The sequence below is a fragment of the Kitasatospora sp. NPDC002040 genome, from assembly GCF_040296785.1.
Classification (GTDB): Bacteria; Actinomycetota; Actinomycetes; order Streptomycetales; family Streptomycetaceae; genus Kitasatospora.
Genome location: NZ_JBEOXV010000001.1, coordinates 23,182 through 47,253, shown reverse-complemented (window position 1 = coordinate 47,253; position 24,072 = coordinate 23,182). Strand labels below are relative to the sequence as shown.

At 72.2% G+C, this 24,072-nt stretch carries 20 protein-coding genes; 11 read left to right on the top strand and 9 right to left on the bottom strand.

Going from position 1 to position 24,072, the window contains the following annotated elements:
• Window positions 1-699: 699 nt before the first annotated feature.
• Window positions 700-2,649: a chromosomal replication initiator protein DnaA gene (gene dnaA, locus ABT118_RS00205; protein WP_350643877.1), complete on the bottom strand. Its 1,950-nt coding sequence runs from the start codon at window positions 2,647-2,649 to the stop codon at window positions 700-702.
• A gap of 504 nt (window positions 2,650-3,153) precedes the next feature.
• Between dnaA and rpmH the strand changes: the two genes are divergently transcribed.
• The 9 genes from rpmH (at window position 3,154) to ABT118_RS00160 (ending at window position 9,831) form a co-directional block, all read left to right on the top strand.
• Window positions 3,154-3,291: a 50S ribosomal protein L34 gene (gene rpmH / locus ABT118_RS00200; protein WP_035799375.1), complete on the top strand. Its 138-nt coding sequence runs from the start codon at window positions 3,154-3,156 to the stop codon at window positions 3,289-3,291.
• 20 nt (window positions 3,292-3,311) lie between these two features.
• Window positions 3,312-3,740 (top strand): ribonuclease P protein component, encoded by a 429-nt coding sequence (rnpA, locus tag ABT118_RS00195; protein ID WP_350643876.1) that lies wholly within the window; start codon window positions 3,312-3,314, stop codon window positions 3,738-3,740.
• Window positions 3,737-4,051, top strand: a complete 315-nt coding sequence (gene yidD, locus ABT118_RS00190; protein WP_350643875.1) for a membrane protein insertion efficiency factor YidD — start codon at window positions 3,737-3,739, stop codon at window positions 4,049-4,051. Before rnpA ends, yidD begins: the two co-directional genes overlap by 4 nt.
• Window positions 4,052-4,054: 3 nt before the next feature.
• Window positions 4,055-5,206: a membrane protein insertase YidC gene (yidC, locus tag ABT118_RS00185; protein ID WP_350643874.1), complete on the top strand. Its 1,152-nt coding sequence runs from the start codon at window positions 4,055-4,057 to the stop codon at window positions 5,204-5,206.
• Window positions 5,207-5,287: 81 nt separating this feature from the next.
• Entirely contained in the window at window positions 5,288-5,806 is a 519-nt protein-coding gene (locus ABT118_RS00180) for a Jag family protein (protein WP_350643873.1), read from the top strand.
• Between the two features lie 185 nt (window positions 5,807-5,991).
• A complete protein-coding gene (gene rsmG, locus ABT118_RS00175; RefSeq protein WP_350643872.1) occupies window positions 5,992-6,777 on the top strand; it encodes a 16S rRNA (guanine(527)-N(7))-methyltransferase RsmG in 786 nt (261 codons plus the stop codon).
• Between the two features lie 158 nt (window positions 6,778-6,935).
• On the top strand, window positions 6,936-7,991 hold the full coding sequence (locus ABT118_RS00170) for a ParA family protein (RefSeq protein ID WP_502884473.1): 1,056 nt from the start codon (window positions 6,936-6,938) through the stop codon (window positions 7,989-7,991).
• Window positions 7,988-9,070 carry a ParB/RepB/Spo0J family partition protein gene (locus tag ABT118_RS00165; RefSeq protein WP_350643869.1) on the top strand — a complete coding sequence of 361 codons (1,083 nt, stop codon included), beginning with the start codon at window positions 7,988-7,990 and terminating at the stop codon, window positions 9,068-9,070. The genes ABT118_RS00170 and ABT118_RS00165 overlap by 4 nt, the downstream gene beginning before the upstream one ends.
• A 131-nt stretch (window positions 9,071-9,201) precedes the next feature.
• Window positions 9,202-9,831: a GNAT family N-acetyltransferase gene (locus ABT118_RS00160; protein WP_350643868.1), complete on the top strand. Its 630-nt coding sequence runs from the start codon at window positions 9,202-9,204 to the stop codon at window positions 9,829-9,831.
• A gap of 104 nt (window positions 9,832-9,935) precedes the next feature.
• Here the strand turns inward: ABT118_RS00160 and trxA are convergent, their stop codons facing one another.
• From trxA to ABT118_RS00125, 7 genes are all read right to left on the bottom strand, one after another.
• The gene (gene trxA / locus ABT118_RS00155; protein ID WP_350643867.1) at window positions 9,936-10,262 is read right to left on the bottom strand and encodes a thioredoxin; all 327 of its coding nucleotides are present in this window, start codon (window positions 10,260-10,262) and stop codon (window positions 9,936-9,938) included.
• A gap of 131 nt (window positions 10,263-10,393) precedes the next feature.
• Window positions 10,394-11,359 (bottom strand): thioredoxin-disulfide reductase, encoded by a 966-nt coding sequence (gene trxB / locus ABT118_RS00150; RefSeq protein WP_350643866.1) that lies wholly within the window; start codon window positions 11,357-11,359, stop codon window positions 10,394-10,396.
• A 168-nt stretch (window positions 11,360-11,527) separates the two neighbouring features.
• Window positions 11,528-12,367: an anti-sigma factor family protein gene (locus tag ABT118_RS00145; RefSeq protein ID WP_350643865.1), complete on the bottom strand. Its 840-nt coding sequence runs from the start codon at window positions 12,365-12,367 to the stop codon at window positions 11,528-11,530.
• Entirely contained in the window at window positions 12,364-13,071 is a 708-nt protein-coding gene (gene sigM / locus ABT118_RS00140) for an RNA polymerase sigma factor SigM (RefSeq protein ID WP_350643864.1), read from the bottom strand. The genes ABT118_RS00145 and sigM overlap by 4 nt, the downstream gene beginning before the upstream one ends.
• Window positions 13,072-13,087: 16 nt before the next feature.
• Complete coding sequence (locus ABT118_RS00135; RefSeq protein WP_350643863.1) at window positions 13,088-14,998, bottom strand: protein kinase family protein; 1,911 nt, start codon at window positions 14,996-14,998, stop codon at window positions 13,088-13,090.
• Window positions 14,999-15,230: 232 nt separating this feature from the next.
• The gene (gene murJ / locus ABT118_RS00130; RefSeq protein WP_350643862.1) at window positions 15,231-17,480 is read right to left on the bottom strand and encodes a murein biosynthesis integral membrane protein MurJ; all 2,250 of its coding nucleotides are present in this window, start codon (window positions 17,478-17,480) and stop codon (window positions 15,231-15,233) included.
• A 44-nt stretch (window positions 17,481-17,524) separates the two neighbouring features.
• On the bottom strand, window positions 17,525-19,837 hold the full coding sequence (locus tag ABT118_RS00125; protein WP_350643861.1) for a DUF6049 family protein: 2,313 nt from the start codon (window positions 19,835-19,837) through the stop codon (window positions 17,525-17,527).
• Window positions 19,838-20,119: 282 nt separating this feature from the next.
• On the opposite strand from ABT118_RS00125, the gene ABT118_RS00120 reads away from it, so the two are divergent.
• Together ABT118_RS00120 and ABT118_RS00115 are read left to right on the top strand one after the other, a co-directional pair.
• Window positions 20,120-21,541: a CCA tRNA nucleotidyltransferase gene (locus tag ABT118_RS00120; RefSeq protein ID WP_350645064.1), complete on the top strand. Its 1,422-nt coding sequence runs from the start codon at window positions 20,120-20,122 to the stop codon at window positions 21,539-21,541.
• A 295-nt stretch (window positions 21,542-21,836) separates the two neighbouring features.
• Window positions 21,837-22,553 (top strand): restriction endonuclease, encoded by a 717-nt coding sequence (locus tag ABT118_RS00115; protein WP_350643860.1) that lies wholly within the window; start codon window positions 21,837-21,839, stop codon window positions 22,551-22,553.
• Between the two features lie 80 nt (window positions 22,554-22,633).
• Here the strand turns inward: ABT118_RS00115 and ABT118_RS00110 are convergent, their stop codons facing one another.
• Window positions 22,634-23,941 (bottom strand): MFS transporter, encoded by a 1,308-nt coding sequence (locus tag ABT118_RS00110; protein ID WP_350643859.1) that lies wholly within the window; start codon window positions 23,939-23,941, stop codon window positions 22,634-22,636.
• Window positions 23,942-24,072 lie beyond the last annotated feature (131 nt).

The window sequence follows — 24,072 nt, the reverse complement described above, 5'->3', positions numbered from 1 at the left end:
AACCAGGCCCTGCTGTGGACGACCGAGCGTTACCCACAGGGCACTCTGAGTATCCACAGGTTATCCCCAGGTCCGTCCCCAGATCATGGACCGGTTATCCACGGGGCCCGGTCAACATCACGTGACGCCTTTCACACCGCCCGGTGAACGGGCCGCCAATGTTGTCGAACTGTGGACGTCGCTGTGGAGAACCTGGGGATAACTGCCCTGGTCCTGGGGACAAGCGGTGGATAACCCATTTGGCCCTCTGGCGGTCCGTCAACTGTCCACATCCTGTGGATAACTGTTGTGCACAAGTACACAGGGGCCTGACCTGCGTCGAAGAGCGTAGCGGCGGCCGGCCTGTGGAGGAATTCTGGATAACTTCGGGCTGCTCAGGCTGTGGACGGGGAAAAACCACCCGATCCTGTGGATTGCGGCTCCCCGGCTCTGACTTGTTCGAATAGCTGGTCAGTTGTTCGGCGTGGCAGCCGGCCTGGCGGAGCGTCAGTCGGTGGATTACTGCCCGGCCCGGCACCGCTCCACACCTCCGATTGCCACCGCTACCCCCGTACGGCCGCTGCCCGGGGACCGGACGGGCGCAGGACCGGCGCCGGACGGGCGCAGGACGGGGCCCTCCGGGCCGTACCGGCCGCGGGTGCGCGAAAGGGGAGCCAGCGCCTGCTGACTCCCCTTCAGTCGCCCGGTACCGCCCCGGGCTCAGCTCTTGATGCGGTTGGTGAGCTCGGTGACCTGGTTGTAGATCGAGCGGCGCTCGGCCATCAGCGAGCGGATCTTCCGGTCCGCGTGCATCACCGTGGTGTGGTCCCGGCCGCCGAACTGTGCGCCGATCTTCGGCAGCGACAGGTCGGTGAGCTCCCGGCAGAGGTACATCGCGATCTGGCGGGCCGTCACCAGCACCCGGCTGCGGGAGGAGCCGCAGAGGTCCTCCACACCGAGGCCGAAGTAGGCGGCGGTCTGCTGCATGATCACCTGCGCGGTGATCTCCGGACCCGCGTCCTCGTCGCCGCCGGGGATCAGGTCCTTCAGGACGATCCCGGCCAGCTCCAGGTCCACCGGCGCCCGGTTCAGGTTGGCGAAGGCGGTGACCCGGATCAGGGCGCCCTCCAGCTCCCGGATGTTCCGGGTGATCCGGGACGCGATGAACTCCAACACGTCGGCGGGAGCGTTGAGTTGCTCCTGGATCGCCTTCTTCCGCAGGATCGCGATCCGGGTCTCCAGCTCCGGCGGGGTGACGTCGGTGATCAGCCCCCACTCGAACCGGTTCCGGAGCCGGTCCTCCAGCGTGATCAGCTGCTTGGGCGGCCGGTCCGAGGAGAGCACGATCTGCTTGTTGGCGTTGTGCAGGGTGTTGAAGGTGTGGAAGAACTCCTCCTGGGTCGACTCCTTGGACGCCAGGAACTGCACGTCGTCGACCAGCAGGATGTCCATGTCCCGGTACCGCTTGCGGAAGGCGTCCGCCTTCCCGTCCCGGATCGAGTTGATGAACTCGTTGGTGAACTCCTCCGAGCTCACGTACCGGACCCGGGTGCCCGGGAACAGGCTGCGCGAGTAGTGCCCGATGGCGTGCAGCAGGTGGGTCTTGCCCAGCCCGGACTCGCCGTAGATGAAGAGCGGGTTGTACGCCTTCGCCGGGGCCTCGGCCACGGCCACCGCGGCGGCGTGCGCGAACCGGTTGGAGGCGCCGATCACGAAGGTGTCGAACAGGTACTTGGGGTTCAGCCGGGCGGCCGGCTCGTCCTTGCGCGAGCTGCCGCCGGCCGGCGGGGCGCCGGGCGGTGCGGGCACCCCGGGGCTCGGCGTGCGCTCGGGCATGCCGCCACCCCGCTCGGACATGCCGCCCCGGCCGGGCGGGCCCGACTGCGGTCGCACGTCCGGGAGTTGGGAGCCCTGCTCGGGCTGGCCGAGCGGCGGCCTGGGCGGGTTGCGGCGGACCGGGGCGCCCTGCGCCGGCGCGCTGTAGGCGCCGCCGAAGAGGTCGTCCTGACCGGACTCCCGGCCGGGGTAGCCGGAGTCCCAGCCGCGGTTCTCCGGCCCGGCCGACTCGGCCGACCAGGACTGCTGCTGCTCGCCGCCGCCGCCCCCGTACGGGGCGGGGCGCTGCTGGTAGCCGGCGGTGTCGTACCGGCCGCGCTCGTAGCCCTGCTCGGACGGTGCCTCGTAGGGGCGGGAGTACTCCTCCGGCGCCTGGTAGCTGTCCTGCTGCGGCTGGTAGCCGTCCTGCCCGCGGTCCTGGCCGCGATCGGCCCAGCGGCCGGGCTCGGTCGGGCGGCCGTCGTACCCGGCCGGCTCGTCGCGGTACTGCGGCCGGGGCGGCCACTCCTCGACCGGGGCCTGCTCGGGGCCCTGCTCGGACGGGCCCTGCGGAGCGGGCGGCGGCACGGCGTTGGCGTCGACCATCACGGCGATCCGGACCGGCCGGCCGAAGCCCCGGCTCAGCTCCTCGGTGAGCGGCGGCAGCAGCCGGCCCTCCAGCACCTGCTTGGCCCGCTCGTTCGGGGCCGCCAGCAGCGCGGTGTCGTGCATCATCCACATCGGCTGGGTGCGCCGCAGCCACATCTTGTCGCTGTCCCCGACGTCCGGGTCGTTGACCAGCCGCTCGACGACCCTCGCCCAGACTGCGACGAGATCGCTGTTGACATCAGCCACTGGTGCACGCTTTCTCGTTCCCCGGAGCGGGGGTCTCAAAGGACTCGGGTACCGGTCCGATCCAGACGAACAAACCCGACAAGTCCTGCAACGGTAGTCAGCCGACTGGGCTGATTCAAGTTGTTGTCCACAGGCTGTGGGCAGGGCGGCCCGATGATCGGGTCGGGCCGGGCGGTGTCGGTGACAGCCTTGCGGCACTTGGCCTCTATCATGATCGGACAGCTGCCGAGGGGGGTTCCGGCGGACCGGTGACAAGCACCCGGTTTGACCCCTTGCCCTCGCCGCGCGTACCGTAACCAGGTCGAGTTGTCGATGGCCGCTGCCGCATGTCCGCGGGTCCGCCCGCATCCATAAGGCGCGCAGCACGGGCGCCGTGGATTACCTCAACCCCCAGCCGACCTGGGATGTTGAGGCCGGATTTCCCATCCAGGGGAGATCACGCGGACGCACGGTGACGGCCAAGCGATTCCCCGTCATCCTACGATTCACCCCAGGAGCCCCCGAGTGAGCAAGCGCACCTTCCAGCCGAACAACCGTCGTCGCGCGAAGACCCACGGCTTCCGGCTGCGGATGCGTACCCGCGCCGGCCGCGCCATCCTGGCGACCCGCCGCGCCAAGGGCCGTACCAACATCTCCGCCTGATTCGCATCTAAGGGACTGCAGTGCTGCCCTCCGAGAATCGGCTGCGGCGGCGCCAGGACTTCGCGACCGCGGTGAAACGCGGTCGCCGGGCCGGTCGGCCCCTGCTGGTCGTCCATCTCAACAGAGACGGACAGCCACAGGGGCCGGTCGACCGGAACAGCGACTCCCGCCCGCACGTCGCCGAGGGGCTTCCTTCGGCGCGTGCGGGTTTCGTCGTGAGCAAGGCCGTCGGTCCGGCGGTCGTGCGCAATCTGGTGAAGCGTCGTCTGCGCCACCTGGTCCGTGACCGTCTGTCCAGGCTGCCCGAAGGTAGCCTGATCGTGGTGCGAGCACTGCCCCCCGCAGGGGCGGCCACGTACCTCGAACTCGAGCAGGACCTGGACGCAGCGCTACGACGGCTGCTCCGGTCCGAGCCGACCGGCAGCGCGCCGACGGGAGCAGGGCGATGAAGTACCTGCTGATGGGGCTGATCAGGCTCTACCAGTGGACCATCAGTCCCTTGCTCGGCCCGGTCTGCCGTTACTACCCCTCGTGTTCGCACTACGGGTACGAGGCGGTACGCAGCCACGGCGCGATCAAGGGCAGTGGACTGACCGCCTGGCGCATCCTGCGCTGCAATCCGTGGTCGCCCGGAGGGGTCGACCATGTACCGCCGCGCAAGCACCCGGTCTGGCACCGTCGGCTGCGCGACCTGCTGAGCCCGAAGAGTGGAACCGCCGGGCCTGAGCCGGTGGCCGAGCCCGATGTCCAAGGAGCCTGACCGGTGACCTTCTCGTTCCTGAACCCCCTCTACACAGCGGTGTCCTGGATCATCGTCCAGTTCCACTCGCTGTACAGCCACGTCTTCGATCCGGACGGCGGCTGGGCCTGGGGTCTCGCCATCGCCTCGATGGTGGTCGTGATCCGGATCTGCCTGATCCCGCTCTTCGTGAAGCAGATCAAGGCGACCCGGGCCATGCAGGCGATCCAGCCGAAGATGAAGGCCATCCAGGAGCGCTACAAGAACGACAAGCAGCGCCAGTCCGAAGAGATGATGAAGCTGTACAAGGAGGCGGGTACCAACCCGTTCTCCAGCTGCCTTCCCATCCTCGTGCAGGCGCCGTTCTTCACCGCGCTCTACGGTGTGCTCGCCTCGGTCGCGGCCGACAAGACCATCGGCGTCATCAACCCCACGCTGCTCGCCAGTGCCCAGCAGGCGCACATCTTCGGTGCCCCGCTGTCGGCGAAGTTCTGGGGCAGCGACCTGAACGTCCAGATCGTCACCGGCATCATGATCGTCCTGATGTCGCTGTCGCAGTTCATCACCCAGCGCCAGCTGATGACGAAGAACATGGACCTCACGGTCAAGACGCCGTTCATGCAGCAGCAGAAGATGCTGATGTACGTCTTCCCGATCATGTTCGCCGTGATGGGCGTCAACTTCCCGGTCGGTGTGCTGATCTACTGGCTGACCACCAACGTCTGGTCGATGGGCCAGCAGCTGATCGTCATCCGCAACAACCCGACGCCGGGCAGCAAGGCCTGGGACGAGCGGCAGACCCGGCTGAAGAAGGCCGGCCGGCTGAACCCGGACGGTTCGATCAAGAAGGCCGGTCTGCTGGCCCTGGTCTCCGGTGGCGGCAAGAGCTCGACGGCGTCCGCCGAGCAGGCGGTCCAGGAGGCGGTGCAGGTCCGCCGGCAGCAGCCGAAGAAGCTGACCAAGTCCCAGCGCCAGCAGGGCGCGGCCGGGTCGGCGACGGCCGAGGTCGAGGCCGAGGAGACCGGGCCGAGCCTGGAGAAGGCGGAACCGGCGAAGTCCGGCCCGGCCGATGCGAAGCCGGCCGCGGCCAAGCCCGCCGCCGCCAGGAGCGGGCAGCGGCAGCAGCCGAAGCGGGGCGGGCCGCAGGGCGGCCAGCGGCCGAAGAAGAAGTCCTGACCGGCCCCGTTCCCGGCCGTAACGGCCACTGATCTTCGTTCTCGGCCCCACCCGAGGGCCCATTCCAGAAGGAGTCCACCAGTGACGGAAGGCACCACCGCCGCCGCCGAGACCTCGTCCGCCGACACCCTCGACGCTCGCCTGGAGCAGGAGGGCGACATCGCGGCCGACTACCTGGAGGGTCTGCTCGACATCGCGGACCTGGACGGCGACATCGACATGGACGTCGAGGGCGACCGGGCCCTGGTGTCCATCGTCGGTGAGGGCAACGACCGCTCCCTGCAGCGGCTGGTCGGCCAGGACGGCGAGGTGCTGGAGGCGCTGCAGGAGTTGACCCGGCTGGCCGTGCACCGGGAGACCGGCGAGCGCAGCCGCCTCATGCTGGACATCGCGGGGTTCCGGGCGCGCAAGCGGGCGGAACTGGCGGAGCTGGGCGCCAAGGCGGCCGAGCAGGCGAAGTCCACCGGCGAGCAGGTCAAGCTCCGCCCGATGACGCCGTTCGAGCGCAAGGTGGTCCACGACGCGGTGGCCGCGGCGGGCCTGAGCAGTGAGTCCGAGGGCGAGGAGCCCCAGCGCTGCGTGGTCGTGCTGCCGCGCTGACGCGCCGCAGCAGATCGGTCCGACGACCCCGCCCGCCTCGTGCGTGCGGGGTCGTCGTCCTCTCCGGCCCGTCGGACGAACGGGCTGAGTGAGCGTCATGAGTGCGCTGTTTCACGTGAAACGGCTCCTGCGTGACACAGTGGTTGCGAGCGTGGGCTGGCGAGACGGTGAGCGGAGAGGCAGAGATGGACACGGACGGCGTGGAGACCGAGGGCACCCCCGAGGAGGGCAGGCCGCAGGGCCCGTCGGAGGCCCCGGCGGTGGCCCGGGAGATCTTCGGGGACCGCTACCCGATGGCCGTGCGCTACACCGAGCTGCTGGCCACGGCGGGGGTGCAGCGCGGTCTGATCGGTCCGCGGGAGGTGCCCCGGCTCTGGGACCGGCACGTGCTGAACTGCGCGGTGCTGGCCGAGCTGCTGCCGCCGGACGCCTCGCTCTGCGACGTCGGTTCGGGCGCCGGGCTGCCCGGCATCCCGGTGGCGCTGGCCCGCCCGGACGTCTCGGTGACCCTGCTGGAGCCGCTGCTGCGCCGGACCACCTTCCTGGAGGAGGTGGTCCGTGAGCTCGGGCTGGAGAACGTCACCGTGCTGCGCGGCCGGGCCGAGGAGATGATCGGCAAGCTCGCGGTGGACATCGTGACCGCCCGCGCGGTGGCTCCGCTGGACCGGTTGGCGGGCTGGGGCCTCCCGCTGCTCCGGCCGTACGGGCAGATGCTGGCGCTCAAGGGCGACAGTGCCGAGCAGGAGCTGGCCGACACCCGGTCGGCGCTGACCAAGCTGGGCGCGGTGAAGTGGTCCGTGCTCGCCGTCGGCGAGGGCAGTCTGGAGACCTCGACCCGGGTGATCCGGGTGGAGGTGGGGGAGAGCCCCGGCGGGGTGAAGGCGGCGACCAGGCGGGCCAAGGCGGCCCGGGCCGGCCGCGGCACCAAGCCCGCCGAGGCGGGCCGGGCGGCCGGGCGGCGGCGGCGCTGACCGCAGCGGTGCCCCTGAGCTGCGGCTGAGTGGTCCAGTGGGAGGACGGAGCGGGTACCCGGACGGGTGCCCGCTCCGGTGCGTCCGGGGCGGTCGGAGTGTCGCACCGTCAGATTTCCGACAATGCGGGCATCGTGTTTCACGTGAAACGTCGCTCCCTGCTTTCCGGAATCCTCGGCCGCAGCCGGGCGGTGACTGTTGCCGCTCCGGTTTCACGTGAAACACTGACCCCCATGCAGGACTCGGAGACCATCGACCAGGTCGATGACACACCCATCGCACGGGCCGCCATGGCCGCGGTGGCGGCTGCCGGACGGGCGGGTGAGGGCCTGCCCCGGCCCGCCTCGACCCGGGTGATCGTGGTGGCCAACCAGAAGGGCGGGGTGGGGAAGACCACCACCACCGTCAACCTGGCCGCCGCACTGGCCATGCACGGACTGCGCGTCCTGGTGGTCGACCTCGACCCCCAGGGGAACGCCTCCACCGCGCTCGGCATCGACCACCACGCCGAGGTGCCGTCGATCTACGACGTGCTGGTCGAGGGCAAGCCGCTGGCCGACGTGGTGCAGCCGGTCCGGGACGTGGAGGGCCTGTTCTGCGTGCCCGCCACCATCGACCTGGCCGGCGCCGAGATCGAGCTGGTCTCGCTGGTGGCCCGGGAGAGCCGGCTGCAGCGGGCGATCGCCGCGTACGAGCAGCCGCTGGACTACATCCTGATCGACTGTCCGCCCTCGCTCGGGCTGCTGACGGTCAACGCCATGGTGGCCGGCCAGGAGGTGCTGATCCCGATCCAGTGCGAGTACTACGCGCTGGAGGGCCTCGGCCAGCTGCTGCGCAACGTGGAGCTGGTGCGCGCGCACCTGAACCCGACGCTGCACGTCTCCACCATCCTGCTCACCATGTACGACGCCCGGACCAGGCTGGCCGCCCAGGTGGCCGAGGAGGTCAGGACGCACTTCGCCGAGCAGGTGCTGAGCACGGCCATCCCGCGCTCGGTCCGGATCTCCGAGGCGCCGAGCTACGGGCAGACCGTGCTGACCTACGACCCGGGTTCCACCGGGGCGCTCTCCTACCTGGAGGCGGGGCGTGAACTCGCCCTGCGGGCAGCGGGGTTGGCGGCGGACGGCATCCCCGCCCCCGCCTCGGTGGGGCAGCAGCGCAGCGCCGCGGCCCCGATGGCACAGCACGGCAGCACGATGGAGGACAACCGGTGAGTGGTGGGCGCAGGGGCCTGGGACGCGGGCTCGGGGCACTGATTCCGGCGGCGACGTCGGCGACCGGGACGGCCACGGCCGCTCCGGCGCAGACGGTCGGTGCGGTCTCCCCGGCCGCGGTGCCGGTGCTGCCGACGGACCGGGGCACGGTGGCGGCCAAGGTCGCGGCCGAGCTGGCCCGGGACCAGTCGGGTCTGCCCCGGCGGGGCGTGCTGGAGGAGGCGCTCGCGCCGGTGGAGGGGGCCCGGTTCGCCGAGCTGCCGCTGGACTCGATCACGCCGAACCCGCGCCAGCCGCGCGAGGTGTTCGACCAGGACAAGCTGGCCGAGCTGGTTGCCTCGATCAAGGAGGTGGGCCTGCTCCAGCCGGTGGTGGTCCGCCAGACCGGTGCGGACCGGTTCGAGCTGATCATGGGCGAGCGGCGCTGGCGGGCGTCCCGGGAGGCCGGTCTCGACCTCATCCCGGCGATCGTCCGGGCCACCGACGACGACAAGCTGCTGCTGGACGCGCTGCTGGAGAACCTGCACCGGGCCGAGCTCAACCCGCTGGAGGAGGCGGCCGCCTACGACCAGCTGCTGCAGGACTTCTCCTGCACCCACGACGAGCTGGCCGACCGGATCGGCCGCTCGCGCTCGCACGTCTCCAACACCCTGCGGCTGCTGAAGCTCTCGCCGACCGTCCAGCGCCGGGTGGCCGCCGGGGTGCTGACGGCGGGTCACGCCCGGGCGCTGCTCGGGGTGCCGGACGCCGAGCGGCAGGACCAGCTGGCCCGGCGGATCATCGCGGAGGGGCTCTCGGTGCGGACCACCGAGGAGGTGGTCGCGGTGATGGACCGGGACGAGAAGCCGCAGCGGGCGGCCGGACCGAAGGCGGGACGGCTGCTGTCGCCGGCCTTCAACGAGCTCTCCACCCGGCTCTCGGACCGGTTCGAGACCCGGGTCAAGGTGGAGGTCTCGCAGCGCAACGGGAAGCTCGGCAAGGGCAAGGTGGTGCTGGAGTTCGCCTCGGTCGAGGACCTGAACCGGATTCTGGACAGCCTGGCGCCCGGTGACGAAGGACTCCGGCTGTCCGGGAGCTGAGTCGCGGGTCGTTCCGATGGGTGCATGTTTCACGTGAAACATGCACCCATTGCCGTTCGGGGAGAAGCTGTTCCGGGGAGGAGCGGCTCGTGGTGACGGTCCGTCGGGGGGCCGCGGAGGAGGGATGAGTCATGGGGCGCAGGATCGCTCCGCTGACCTTGGACAACCTGGCGGATCTCCCGCTGCCCTGCCGGTCCTGCGTCTTCTGGGAGCTGGATCCGGTGAGTGCCAGGGCGGCCGAGGAGAACGGCAAGCCGGAACTGGAGAAGGAGGGGTGGATCTCCGCGGTGCTGCTGGAGTGGGGCTCCTGCGGCCGGGTGGTGTACGTCGACGACCTGCCGGTGGGCTACGTGCTCTACGCACCGCCCGCGTACGTGCCGCGCTCCTCGGCCTTCCCGACCAGTCCGGTCTCACCGGACGCGGTGCAGCTGATGGTGAGCCGGGTGCTGCCCGGGTACCAGCGGCAGGGGATCGGCCGGGTGCTGGTGCAGACGGTGGTGAAGGACGTGGTCGCCCGGGGCTTCAAGGCGATCGAGGCGTTCGGCGCGGCGGGCCGGGAGGTTCCCAGCTGCCTGCTCCCGGCGGACCATCTGCGGGCGGTCGGCTTCAAGACGGTGCGGCCGCACCACCGGTACCCCCGGCTGCGGCTGGAGGCGCGCACCACGCTGTCCTGGAAGGGCGACGTGGAGGTGGCCCTGGAGCGGCTGCTCGGCGGGGCCAGGGGCGGGCCGCGGAAGGAGCCGGCGCTGCGGCCGTTCTGACGCCGTTCCGTCGGAGCGGCAGGCGGAGCAGGCGGACAGCACGAGAGCGGGCCCCCGGATCTCCGGGGGCCCGCTCTCGTGCGCTCGTGCGTCGGGGGTGACGACTAGATGTACTCGGCCAGCTCGCGCAGCAGTGCGGCCTTCGGGCGGGCACCGGTGATGCTCTTCACCAGCTCGCCGTTCTGGTACACGTTCAGCGTCGGGATGGAGATCACGCCGTACTGGGCCGCAGTGCCCTGGTTGGCGTCGACGTCGAGCTTGGCGACGGTCAGCTTGTCGCTGTGCTCGGTCGCGATCTCCTCCAGGATCGGGGCGACCTGACGGCACGGGCCGCACCAGGTGGCCCAGAAGTCGACCAGGACGGGCTTGTCGCTCTTGAGAACCTCTGCGTCGAAGGTCGCGTCGGTCACGGTGATGGTGGCGCCGGCCACGGGAGCTCCTAAGGGTCAGAACGAGGTGGTGCTGAGAAGAACAACGGCGGGGGCCGTTCTGTTTCTTGCGGCGCTCACCGGTTTCACGTGAAACCGGTGAGCGGTGGAGCAGGAGCGGTGCAGCGGGAGGGTCAGACCGCGACGGCCGCGGCCCGGCTCTCCAGGTCGTCCAGCGCGGCCAGGTAGCGCTCCGCGTCCAGGGCGGCGGAGCAGCCGGTGCCGGAGGCGGTGATCGCCTGGCGGTAGGTGTGGTCGACCACGTCGCCGGCGCCGAAGACGCCGGGGATGCTGGTGCGGGTGGAGGGGGCCTCGACCTTGAGGTAGCCCTCGGCGTCCAGCTCCAGCTGGCCCTTGAACAGCTCGGTGCGCGGGTCGTGGCCGATCGCGATGAACAGGCCGGTGACCGGCAGCTCGCGGGTCTCGCCGGTGGTGGTGTCCCGCAGGGTGACGCCGGTCAGCTTCGGGTCGCCGTGGATCGCCTCGACGGCGCTGTCCCAGGCGAAGCCGATCTTCGGGTCGGCGAAGGCCCGCTCCTGCATCGCCTTGGAGGCGCGCAGGCTGTCCCGGCGGTGGATGATCGTGACGGACTTGGCGAAGCGGGAGAGGAAGGTCGCCTCCTCCAGTGCGGTGTCACCGCCGCCGACCACCGCGATGTCCTGGTCCCGGAAGAAGAAGCCGTCGCAGGTCGCGCACCAGGAGACGCCGCGGCCGGAGAGCCGGTCCTCGTTCGGCAGGTCGAGCTTGCGGTGCTGGGAGCCGGTGGTGACGATCACGGCGCGGGCCCGGTGCACGGTGCCCTCGGAGTCGGTGACGGTCTTGATGTCACCGGTGAGGTCGACCGAGACGATGTCGTCCGGGACCAACTCGGCGCCGAAGCGCTCCGCCTGGCCGCGCATGTTGTCCATCAGCTCGGGGCCCATGATGCCGTCGCGGAAGCCGGGGAAGTTCTCGACCTCGGTGGTGTTCATCAGCGCGCCACCGGCGGTGACGGCACCCTCGAAGACCAGTGGCTTGAGGGAGGCTCGGGCGGTGTAGAGGGCAGCGGTGTAGCCGGCCGGGCCTGAGCCGATGATGATCACGTTACGGACGTCGCTCACTGCATCTCCTGGTTCGCATCGCGACCCGCGTTTGCGGGGAGGGCGGTCCTGCTCCGCCGCCCGGGACAACGATTCACCAGTGTCGCTCATTCCCAGGGGCACGTGCAGCAGGCGCCCGCAGAGTGGGCGCTCCGGTGGGACGCCCGGACCGGTCCGCGGCGGCCCGGGTCAGCCGTTGGGGACGGTGCGGTGCAGCAGCACCCGGCAGTCGGCGGTGACCAGGTAGACGTCCAGCCGGTCCTGGCCGAGCGGGAAGACCAGCGCGGTGACCCGGTCCGGGCCGAAGCTGCCGGGGGCGGTGGCGACCGGTGTGCCGGTGCCGACGGCCGGGCAGGGCGAGCTGCGCGGGGGAGCGGAGTTCTCCTCGCTCCCGGTGCCGGGGCCGAGCAGCGGGGGCTCCTTCGACGGCGGGGCGGTCGGGGAGGACTGGCCGGACGCCGTAGCGGGGGAGCGCTGCACCACCTGCTGGATCTGCCCGGCCAGTGCAGCCTCGGTGAAGACGGTGCCGGTACCCCCGGGAGCGGTCTCCCCGGTGCCGGCCGGGCTGGCCTGAGCGGCCTTTCCGGCGGCCGCGGTGTCGGCCACGCCGGTGGCGCCGTGCTGCTGGGCCAGCAGGGTGCCGCCCAGGCCGAGCACGGCGAGGCAGGCTGCGGCCGCCAGCAGGGCCCGGGCCCGGCGGCGGGCCCGGTGGGTGCGCCCGTCCTGACGGCGGGTCAGCGGCACGGGGGTGGTCGGCGCGGCGGCGGGGGTGACCGGGGCGGCCGCCTCGGCCGCCAGGGCGGCGTCGATCCGGTCGGCCACGTCGGCGGGCAGCGGCGGGAGCTCGTCCCCGGCCGAGCCGAGCAGCTCGCGCACCTCGGCCAGTGCGGTGAAGGTGTCGGTGCACTCCGCGCAGTCGGCCAGGTGCGCCTGCAGCAGCGGCAGCCCGGCCGGGTCGGCGAGGTCCTCGGCCAGGTCGGCCAGCAGGTCGATGTCGGGGTGGCCGGTCTCGGGCCATGAGGGGGTCATCGTGGTGTCACGTCTCCTCTCAGGGCCTGGCCGGGGAGTTGCGGTGGTGGGACGGAACCCGGGCCGTCCTGGTTCCCCGACACCGTTTCACGTGAAACACCGTCGGCCGGGCCGGGGTCGTCCGGCACTGTTTCACGTGAAACGGTGCGCAGGTGCCGGACCAGCGGCAGCAGCCTGGCCCGTCCCCGGGCGCAGCGGCTCTTCACGGTGCCGACCGGCACGCAGAGCATCTCGGCCGCCTCGGCGACGCCGTAGCCCTGCATGTCGACCAGCACCAGGGCGGCCCGCTGCTCCACCGGCAGGGCGGCCAGTGCGGCGCCCACCTCGCGCCGGAGCTCGGCCCGGACCACCAGCGTCTCGGTCGCCTCGGCACTGCCGAGCAGGGCGTCCAGCCGGTGCTGCTCCGGGTCGAGCGGGGTGGCGGGGCGGCTGGCGGCGCGACGGGCCTGGTCCAGGCAGGCGTTGACCACGATCCGGTGCAGCCAGGTGGTGACGGCCGAGCGGCCCTGGAAGGTGTGGGCGGCCCGGAAGGCGGACACCAGGGCGTCCTGGAGGGCGTCGGCGGCCTCCTCGCGGTCGCCCAGGGTGCGCAGGGCGACCGCCCAGAGGCGGTCCCGGTGCCGGTGCACCAGGACGCCGAAGGCGTCCGGGTCCCCGGCGGCGTGCCGGGCCAGCAGGGTGGCGTCCGGGATCTGCTCGGTCATCGCCACCCCCTCCCGGTCAGCCGGTGACCTTCACCTCGGCGATCTTGCCGCGGTACTGCTCGTCGGAGACATCCTTGGGGACACCGGTCAGCCAGAGCAAGAGGTAACGGGTGCTCAGTGGCTTCCCGGGCTTCAGCTCGACCGTGCTGCCGGTCTCGGCCGCGACGGCCGAGCCGAACGAGTCCAGGCCCGCCTTGCTGACCGCGGGGGCGGCGGTGGTGCCCTCCGGGGCGGCCCGGAGCTCGATCTTGGTGCTGCCCACCAGCTGGACCTGGACCGAGCCGACCTGCTGCACCGAGCCGAGGTCGACCAGCAGGCCGGTGCCGGCCTTGTAGGCGCCGCCGAGGTCCTGGTAGTAGCCGGCGGTCTGCCAGCTGGTGGCGGGGTTGCCGTCGTAGGCCAGCTGGGTCTCGTCCTTGTGCTCCGGCTGGTCGCCCAGGGCGTTGAAGGACAGCGCCCCGGCGATCGGGACGGCCTTGCCGGGAGGCGCGGCCGGGGTGGCGGTGCTGCTCTCGCTCGGGGTCGGCTGGTGGCCGTCGACGCCCTTGTCGGTCTGCTTGTTGAGGATGCTGACCAGCTGCCAGGAGGCGACGCCGATGGCCGCCAGCGCGACCACCGAGGCGGTCACCCGGACCAGGCGGCGCAGCCGGGGGCGGCTCGGCCCGGGCCGACGGGGCCCGGTGGTCACCAACGTGGGCGGCTCCGCGGCCGGCCCGGTCTGCTGCGGGCGGGCGGGGTGCTGCGGCTGCGGGCGGGGCGGCGGCGGGGCGAAGGTCGGCGGCGGCAGCTCGGGCTGGCGGATCTTCGGCATCAGGGCCAGCGCCTTGGCCAGGTCCTCCGGCGTGGTGATCGGGTCCTGGTGGTGCGGCGGGTGCTCGCACAGCGCCCGGGCGGCGATCTCCGACAGGCCCTTGTGCACGCCCGCCCTGACCTGGTCCGGCGGTACGCAGCCGAGGTTCTTGGGCAGCCCCTGCAGGTCGTACCGGTCCTCGGGGAAGGGCCAGCGGTGGGTCAGCGCGGCGTACAGCAGGGCGCCGATCGCGCGGGTGTCGGTGAGCGCGGCGTCGTCGTCCGGCAGCCCGCGCAGGGCCGCGTCGACCGCGATGCCGTTGATCCGGTACTGCCCGCTCTCGGTGCGCAGCACGCACCTCGGGGTGAGCCGCAGGTGGGCCTGGCCGCGCCGGTGGGCGGCGGCGATCGCCTCGGTGACCTGACGGGCCATCTGGTACGCGTCGTACGGCTCCAGCGGTCCGTCGGCGAGCAGTTGGGCCAGGTCGGCGGCGCCGGGCAGCCACTCCCGGATGACGTAGACGTGGTCGCCCTCCTGGACCGCGTCGAGGACCTGGACGAACCGCGGGTCGCCGAGCAGGGCGGCGGACTTGGCGGCCGCCAGCACCCCGCGGGCGCGCTGGTGCCCGGCGGCGAGCAGGTGCACGCCGACCGCGCGGCGAAGCTTCTCGTCCACCGCGCGCCAGCTGCTGAAGAACTCGGACTGGGTGATGCACTCCTCGAGCCGGTAGCGGTCGGCGATCCGGTCGCCGCTGTGCCGGTCGGGTGCGGGGCGGAGCAGCGGGAGTTCGCCGGTCGGCTGGTCCAGGGTGGCGGCCGGGTCGAAGTCCTCGTCCTCGACGGGCGGGTCCCCGGCCGGTGCGTCCTGGTCCGGTGCCTCCTCGGCCGGCTCGGGGTCGGCGGCCTCGTCGGCGGGGTCCGCCGCGGGCTCCGCGGGCTCCGCGGGCTCCGCGGCGGCGGGGGCGGCCTTCCGGCTGGTGAGTTCGGCGGCGATCTCGGCGGCCGACAGCGGGGCGGTGGCCTCGGCGGGGCTCTCCGCCGCCGGTCCCTCGGCCGGGGTGTCCCCGGCCGCGCCGGCCGGTGCCGCCTCGTCGTCCGCCACGGACGTGCCGACAACCTCCTTGGTGCCATCAGCCACCGTTGTCCTGCCTCCCCTTGTGTCGCCCCGGGCCCTGGAAAACCGGCCGTCCCCCCGGCCCCTGGGGACGGCGGTGTGCCAGGACAATTGTGCCCACTCTTCCTCCCCTGTTACGACCGCTGGGCGGGCCCGCCGGTTGCGTTCCGGTTGCGTTCCGGCCGGGACGGCCCCGGCCCGACTCCGGTGACCGGCAGTCGGTCTGAGGGAGCGGAAGATACGGGCTGACGCCCGGTCAGCGGCCGAGTCGGCTGCGCACCATACCGATCATCGCGTTCAGCTCCTCGATCCGCATCCGGCGGGCGACCAGGGTGAACACCGCCAGCTGCAGTCCGCCCGCGACCAGCACGGTGACCACGGCACCGGCCCAGTCCCCGATCAGGCCGGTGAGCAGGTCGTTCAGCAGCAGACTGACCCCGAGGCCGAGCACGGCGGCGGGCAGCGAGGCGATCGCCAGCCGGACGTAGGTCTTGGCGATCCGGCCGGTGTCCAGCCCGCCGACCTTCGCCTTGAGCTTGGGCACCGCCACCGCGACGCCGACCGCGTAGGAGAGGCCGTAGCCCAGGGCCATCCCGGTGACCGCCCACTGGGCCGGCAGCACGAACCAGCAGAACACCGCGGTGGCGGCCTGGCAGAGCGCCACCCAGAGGGTGTTGGAGAACGGCGTCCGGGTGTCCTCGTAGGCGTAGAAGCCGCGCAGCAGCACGTACTGGACCGAGTACGGGATCAGCCCGAGAGCGAAGGCGGAGAGCATGTAGCCGACCGCGGTGGTGCTGTGGGCGACCGCGCCGCCGTTGCCCAGGCCGTAGATCGCGCTGCCGATCACCGGGCCGAGGGAGAGGAAGACGAAGGCGGCGGGCACGATCGCCACCGCCGAGGTGCGCAGCCCGTACGAGAGGTCGTCGCGGACCGCCCCGGCGTCGCCGTCGGCGGCCGAGCGGGAGAGCCGGGGGAGCACCGCGCTCATCACCGAGACGGTGATCACGGCCATCGGGAGCTGCCAGATCAGCAGGGCGTTGGAGTAGGCGGCCAGGCCGACACCGAGGTGGCCGGTCTTCTCCGCGGCCGCGCCGGCGGCGGTGGCCAGCTGGGTGATCACCAGGAAGCCGGCCTGGTTGGCGAGCACGAACAGGAAGGTCCACTTGGCCAGCCGGGCGGCCTTGCCGAGGCCGTGGCCGCGCCAGTCGAACCGGGGCCGGAACCGGAACTCGGCCGCCCGCAGGTAGGGGATCATCGCGAGCGCCTGCAGGGCCAGGCCGATCAGGGTGCCCAGGCCGAGCAGCCGGATGCCCTCGGGGGAGATGGTGGCGGGGGTGACCTCGGTGCGCTGGAAGGTGCCGAAGACCCAGAGGTACATCCCGAAGGTGGAGATCACCACGACGTTGTTGAGGACCGGTGTCCACATCATCGCGCCGAACCGGCCTCGGGCGTTCAGGATCTGACCCATCACCACATGGATGCCCATGAAGAAGATGGTCGGCAGGCAGTACCGGGCCAGCGCCACCGTGGTGTCGGCGCTTGCCGGGTCCCGCATCAGCGAGTGCGAGATCAGCTGGACCAGCAGCGGGGCGCCCAGCACGGCCAGGAAGGTCACCCCGGCCAAGCCGACCATCACCAGGGTCAGCAGCCGGTTGGCGTAGGCGGTGCCGCCGTCCTCGTCCTGCTTCATCGCGCGGACCAGCTGGGGCACGAACACCGCGTTCAGCGCGCCGCCGCCGATCAGGATGTACAGGAGGGTGGGCAGCGTGTTGGCGGCGTTGTACGAGTCGCCCATGGTGCCGACGCCGATCGCGGCGGCGATCACCATGGTGCGCAGGAAGCCGGTGCCCCGGGAGACCAGGGTGCCGGCGGCCATGATGGCGCTGGAGTTGACCAGGCTGGAGACCTTGCCCGCTCCGGCCGTCCGCTCCGCCGTGGCTGCCGCGGTCGCTGCAGCCGCTGCCACCGGCGCGGCGTCGGCCGGGCCGGACGGGAGCTCGGGGCCGGCCGTCTCCGCCTCGGAGAGCGGCGGGTCGAACTCGATCGGCGGGACGAACGGGCGGGGCTCCCCGGCCTCCGCCATCAGGGCGTCCACCCCGACGTACTCGGTGGTCTCGGTGTTCCACCGGCTTTCCTCGCGGACCGTCTCGGCGGCCGCGGCGCCCCCTGACGGTGCGTCGGAGGCGGCGGCGGCCACGGCCGGCCAGCGCGGGACGGGGGCGGTCAGGCCCGGCTCGGGCCCGGCCGGCGCCTCCGGCTGCGGTGGCCGCAGGTGCAGGGTCTGCGGGTCGTCCTGGGCGGGCTGCTGCTGCGGCACCGCCGGGGCCGCGCGCAGCCCGTACGGGTCCTTCCCGGCCCCGGTCGGGTACGGGTCGGCGGCGTACGGGTCCTGGGCGTAGGTGTCCGCCAGGTACCAGTCGGCGGGCTGCTCGGCCGCACCGTCCGGGCCGGTGGTGGCGCGACCCTGCTCACGACCCTGTGCTCGCTCCTCGCGCGGCCCGCTCATGCCACCTCATCGCTGCTCGGCTACGGTCGCCCGGGGAGGGCGGCTCAGTGCCCCACCTTCTCATCACCGGGGGCGTGTTCCGCGGCAGCTGCGCCGGACTCCTGCTCCGCGCCTTCCGGCCCGCCCGGCTCCCCGTCCGGCTGCTCCGCCGGCTCGGCGGCCTGCTTGCGCCGCTGGAAGGTGAAGCGGACGGCGGCCAGCAGGATCAGCACCACGCCGCCGCCGATGACGTACAGCACGCCGGAGGTGACCGAGGTGACCTCGACCGTGAAGACCACCGGGGCGCCGTACTGCTGGCCGTTGCTGGTCCGCAGCTGTGCGGTCATCGCCACCGGGCCGTTGTTCTGGGCCCGGGCGGAGAACTTCAGTGTCTGGCTGGTGACGGCCTCCAGCACCACTTCCTGCCGGCCGGCCACGTTGAGGCGGTTCGGCTGGCTGGAGACGAGCTCCAACCGGAGGTTGCCGACCGCCTGGTTGAGGTCGTTCTTCACGCTGACCAGCACGGTGCCGCTGTCACCTGCCAGGGTGACCACGCTCTTGGCGGGGAGCTTGACCGCACCGATCAGGCTGCCCAGGTAGTCCTGCACCCCGGTCCGGTAGGTGACGCCCGCCGGCTCCTGGTCCCGCCACCCGGTGGACATCGAGCGGACCATCGCGGCGCTGAACGGGCCGCGCACCCGCTGCGGCTGGGTGAGGATGGACAGCAGCTGGTCCAGCTTGCTCTGAATGGCCATCACCTGGCCGAGCGACTCGGCGGACAGCTCACCCGCGCGCAGCCGCTGCGGGTAGTCGCCGGGGCCGGGGACGGAGGTGTTGGCCTCCGGGTCGGCGGCGGCCGAGACCACCGTCTGGAGGTTCACCAGCTTGACCCAGCCGCCCTGCTGCGCGAGGTTGACCGCCTCGGCCAGCGCGGTGGCGGAGGCGGCGCTCAGCGCCCGGGGCGGCAGCACCATCAGGGTGCGGGGCGTGTCCGGGAGCTGACGGTTGATCGCCAGGCTCTCGCCCAGGAAGCGCTGCACCGCCGCGGTCCGGGCCTGCGGGGAGCCGAGGTCGGCCTGGAACAGGTCGGAGAGGATGGCGTCGCCGACCACGGCGGTCTGGCCGTTGCCGATCGGGCGGGCCGCGTTCGGGGTGTAGTTCAGCGAGTTGTCCGGCAGGCTCGCGCTGCTGGTCAGCACCAGGTTCTCGCCCGCCGCCCGGGCGGTCGCGGCGATCTGCTGGTCCAGGAAGCCCTGGTACGGCCAGGCGACGTCGGAGCGGGCATCGGTCGACAGCCGTCCCTCCGCCGTCACCTCCCCGGCCGTCCCGGCCTTGCGGAGCGCGGCCGCCATCCCCTCCAGACCGGCGCCGTTGTGCGCGATCGAGGCCAGGTCGGGGTCGGCGTACGGCAGCGCGACCACCTGGCTGCCGGCGCCGGTCACCGCGGTCTTGAGCTGCTTGAGCCACTCCGTCGCGGCGTCGCCGCCGGTGCCCGCGACGGTGTTGCTCTCCTTCGCGGGCTCCCCGGACGTGCCCGGCTTCTGGACCCGGTACGGCTTGGTCATCGCGAACACGGTGTCCAGCAGGTCGGGGTCGATCACCCAGGTCAGCCCGGGCACCTCGCGGCCGGTCTGCACCAGCTGGTTGAGCCGCCCGCCGGTGGCCAGCTCGGTGGCCAGGCTGTCGTCCCGCAGCACCGGCACCCGGTCGTTGTCCTGCAGGGTCTGGGCGACCAGCTCGGGGGTGTGGGTGATCGGCCAGACCACGGCGAGCTGGGTCGGGTGCCCGATCGCCTCGTTCCGGTACGGGAGGAAGGTCCGGGCGATGCCGAGGGTCTGCGACGAGTCGTCGTCGGGGGTGCCGCCGGCCACGTCCACCGCCAGCTCGTACGCCCCGCTCTTGCCCAGCTTGAGGTCGGCGACCGGCACCTGGACGGTGAACGGGCTGCTCTGGCCGGCCGCCAGGTTGCCCACGCCCTTGCGGCTGGAGCCGATCGAGGTGCCGTCCGCACTGGCGGGGTCACCGCGGCGGGCGACCTGGTCCAGGCTGCTGCGCGTGGACAGCGGCCGGCCGCCGGACGGCTGCCGGATGCCGGCGCTCACGTCCTTGAGCTCGCCGCGGCCGGTGTTGGTGACCACTCCGGTGACCGTGACCGTGCCCCCCGGGACCGCCACCATGGGCACGACCGAGTCGATCGCCACGGTGGCCGGGTAGGCGGGGGAGGCGGCGGGGAAGCCGGGGGATGCGGCCGAAGCGGCGGGCATGCCGCCGAGCAGGACCGCGCCGAGGGCCACCAGGCCGGCCAGCCGTCTGGCCGTCCGGCCCGATCGGATCCGGGCCGGCGTGTGCGGGTCCGACTGCCGTACCGGCTCAACCACGCGCTTCGACCTCGCCGTTCTGGATCGAGTTGGAACTGATTCGGGGCTGGAGGGAGGACACCGCAGCGGCAGCCGAAGGCCCGGGCCGGGATCTCTCCACCGGCATGGTAACGAGGCCGGTGGCGCGGTGGTGTTGCGGGCCGGGGGCTGACGGGTGGAGAGGCTGGGGAAAAGGTGGCGGCGGCAGGGGAGGGAGGGCACGTACCCTTGTGAGCCGTGTCCACTGTCAATGAGTCCAGCGCCAGTCCGTCCAGCCCCGATGCCCGCGCCGCCGCCCCCGGGCTGAGCGAGGCGCAGGCCCTCGGCCTGCAAGAGCTGCTCCGGGTGTCCCCGGTGGCGGACGAGATCGCGGGGCGGTTCCAGGCCGCCGGGTACCGGCTGGCCCTGGTCGGCGGCTCGGTCCGGGACGCGCTGCTCGGCCGGCTCGGCAACGACCTCGACTTCACCACCGACGCCCGCCCCGAGCAGGTGCTCAAGCTGGTCAAGGGCTGGGCGGACGCGGTCTGGGACGTCGGCATCGCCTTCGGCACCGTCGGCGCCCGCAAGGACACCGGGGACGGCTCGTTCCTGATCGAGATCACCACCTACCGGAGCGAGGCGTACGACCGCACCTCGCGCAAGCCCGAGGTGACCTACGGCGAGAGCATCGAACAGGACCTGGTCCGGCGGGACTTCACCGTCAACGCGATGGCCGTCGACCTGCCGGGGCGCGGCTTCGTCGACCCGCACCACGGGCTGGACGACCTGGAGGCCCGGGTGCTGCGCACCCCCGCCACGCCCGAGGAGTCCTTCTCCGACGACCCGCTGCGGATGATGCGGGCCGCCAGGTTCGCCGCCCAGCTGGACTTCGAGCCGGCCCCCGAGGTGGTCGCCGCGATGACCGCGATGGCCGAGCGGATCACCATCGTCTCGGCCGAGCGGGTCCAGGCCGAGCTCAACAAGCTGCTGCTGGCCGAGCACCCGGTGAAGGGCCTGCGGCTGCTGGTCGACACCGGCCTGGCCGACCACGTGCTGCCCGAACTCCCCGCGCTGCGCCTGGAGAGCGACGAGCACCACCGGCACAAGGACGTCTACGAGCACTCGCTCACCGTGCTGGAGCAGGCCATCGCACTGGAGCAGGACGGGCCCGACCTGGTGCTGCGGCTGGCCGCGCTGCTGCACGACATCGGCAAGCCGCGGACCCGGCGGTTCGAGTCCGACGGCCGGGTGTCGTTCCACCACCACGAGGTGGTCGGCGCGAAGATGACCCGCAAGCGGATGCGCGAGCTCAAGTACTCCAAGGACCTGATGGACGAGGTCGCCACCCTGGTCGAGCTCCACCTGCGCTTCCACGGCTACGGCGGCGGCGAGTGGACCGACTCGGCCGTCCGGCGCTACGTCACCGACGCCGGCCCGCTGCTGGAGCGGCTGCACAAGCTGACCCGCTCCGACTGCACCACCCGCAACCGGAAGAAGGCCGCCGCCCTCTCCCGGACGTACGACTCCCTGGAGACCCGGATCGCCGAGCTCAAGGAGCAGGAGGAGCTGGACTCCATCCGCCCGGCGCTGGACGGCAACCAGATCATGCAGCTGCTCGGCCTCAAGCCGGGCCCGCAGGTCGGCCAGGCCTACAAGCACCTGCTCGAACTCCGCCTGGAGCACGGGCCGATGGCGCCCGACGTGGCGGAGGCGGCCCTGCGCGAGTGGTGGGCCGAGCAGCAGTAGCAGCACGAGCTGAGGGGGCGTCCGGTATTCCTTCGGACGCCCCCTCAGCGGTTTCCGGCGCTCCGCGGGGTCGACGGGCGGAGCGCCGGACGGGGCCTGCCGGGGAGGCGGAACGGCCGTCCGGCCGTGATTCGTCTGCCCGAATTATCTGATTGCAAGATCGCGTGAACATGTGTCGCTTTAGCGAATCCGCACGATTGAGTGGTCGGAGTAGCTAGGTGTTACTTGCTGATGAGTCGTCATGTTGGGTGATCCGAGAGGGGGCCTTCCCCCTCCGGAGCGAGAGGACGCAGCGATGGCTGTGGACGAGGTTCTGTTGGAGTCCCCGACGATGCGGGCGACCGTGGCGGCGCGGGTCGAGGTGCTCGACCGGGTGAAGGCGCTGGCCTTCCTGCCGGACGGGGTGCACGTCACCACCGACGCGGTGGCGCGGTACTTCGAGGTGGGGGAGACGGTGATCAAGGCGGTGGTCCACGACCACCGGCAGGAGCTGATCGGCAACGGCTACCAGGTGCTGACCGGCGACGAACTGGGTTGCTTCAAGCAACTCAGTGGGATCCAGTCGCGGGCGAGGTCGCTCGCGCTGTTCGGCTGGCAGACGGTGCTGAACGTGGCGATGCTGCTGCGGGACAGCGAAACCGCACGTCAGGTGCGGTGCTACCTGCTCGACCTGGAGCAGCAGTCCCGGCAGCGGGCTGTGGACAACCCTGGGGACGGGGTTGTGGACAATCGGTTCGGCTACCCCGAGGGGTCGGTGGACGCCGCCGTCGCCGGGGTGGCCGAGCGCGCGGTGCGGGCGGTGGTCGGGACCAGCGTGGTGCCGCTGCTGAACGCGCTGGCGCTGGAGGTCGGCCGGAACAGCCGGAAGCTCGACGCGGTCGCGGACCGGGTCGACCGGCTGGAGCGGGTGGTGCTGGACGACGAGGAGAAGGCGACCGCACGGCGGCGGCTCAGGCTGCTGCGGGCGATCGACGAGGGGGCGTCGGCGGAGGAGCTGGACGAGCTGGTCTAGCCCCGCCCCGTTGAGGGAGCCGGGGGTGGGTAATGGAAGTACCCACCCCCGGCCGTTCGAGGGGCGATCGACGAGGGGCGTCAGGCCAGGACGACGGGGGAGCGGCGGGCGGCGCGGGCGTAGAGGGCGGCGGTGGCGGCGTAGACCAGGGCGACGCCGAGCATCAGCGGGACGGAGCGGCCGTCGAGGGGGAGGACGAGGGCGGTGACGAGGGCGGCGCCGACGAAGGCGAGGTTGAAGAGGACGTCGTAGATGGCGAAGATCCGGCCGCGGAAGGCGTCCTCGACGGACTCCTGGACGACGGTGTCGGCGCAGATCTTGATGCTCTGGGTGACCAGGCCGAGCAGCAGGGCGGCGGCCATGCTGGGGGCGAAGGAGAAGGTCAGGCCGAGGGCGGGGACGAAGACCGCCGCACTGGCGGCGCAGGTGGTGAGCCAGCCGGAGAGGCCGAGGCGGCGGGTGCACCAGGGGCTGATCACGGCGGCGAGGAAGAAGCCGACGGCGGAGACGGCGACCGCCTGGCCGAGGGTGGTGAGGCCGGCTGCGCTGTCGGCGGGGTCGTTGAAGGTGTACCGGGAGAGCATCAGCACCACGACCACCAGGATCCCGTAGCAGAACCGGGCGGCGGTGATGGCGGCCAGCGCATGCGCGGCCGGGCGGCAGTCCCAGACCAAGTGCCTTATGCCGTTGCCGAGTTCACGTCCGGCCAGGGCCAGGGCGCGGCGCAGTGGCGGCCGGTCGGGGTGGTGGTCCGGGCCGAGCAGGTCCGGGGCCATCCGGAGGGCGGTCAGGGCGGCGCTGAGGTAGAGCAGTGCAGCGATGGTGACCAGCAGCGCGTCGGCGTGGGGCCCCGGCGGCAGGATCAGGTGGACCACGAAGCCGAGGCCGCCGCCGCAGGCCGCGGCGACCGTGCCGAGGGTGGGGGAGAGGGCGTTGGCGGTGACCAGCTGGTCCGGTCGGTCGACCACCCGGGGGAGGGCGGCGGAGAGGCCGGCCAGGATGAACCGGTTGAGCGCGGTGACCAGCAGGGCGGCGCCGAGGAAGAGCCAGTCCGGCACCCGGGCCAGCAGCAGGGCGCCGGTCACCAGGCCGAGCCCGCACCGGGCCAGGTTGCCGAGGTAGAGCACCTGCCGGCGGCGCCAGCGGTCGAGCAGCACCCCGGCGAACGGGCCGATCACCGAGAACGGCAGCAGCAGCACCACCAGCAGCGAGGCGATGTCGGCCGGGCTGGACTGCCGTTCGGGCGAGAAGATCACGTACGAGGCCAGCGAGACCTGGAACACCCCGTCGGAGAGCTGGGAGAGCACCCGGGCCGTGAGCAGTCGCCGGAAATCGGCAGCCCGGAGCAGGCCGGTGAGTGAGTTGCCGCCGTTCCCCGTCTGAGCCACTCGCCAAGGGTGCCACGTCCGGCGCCGTTGTTTCACGTGAAACATGGCCCGACCGGAGCGGCGGGGCATCGCGGAAAGGGCTGTGGGGCCCTGACCGGTGGTCAGGGCCCCACAGTGCGTCAGCTCAGAGG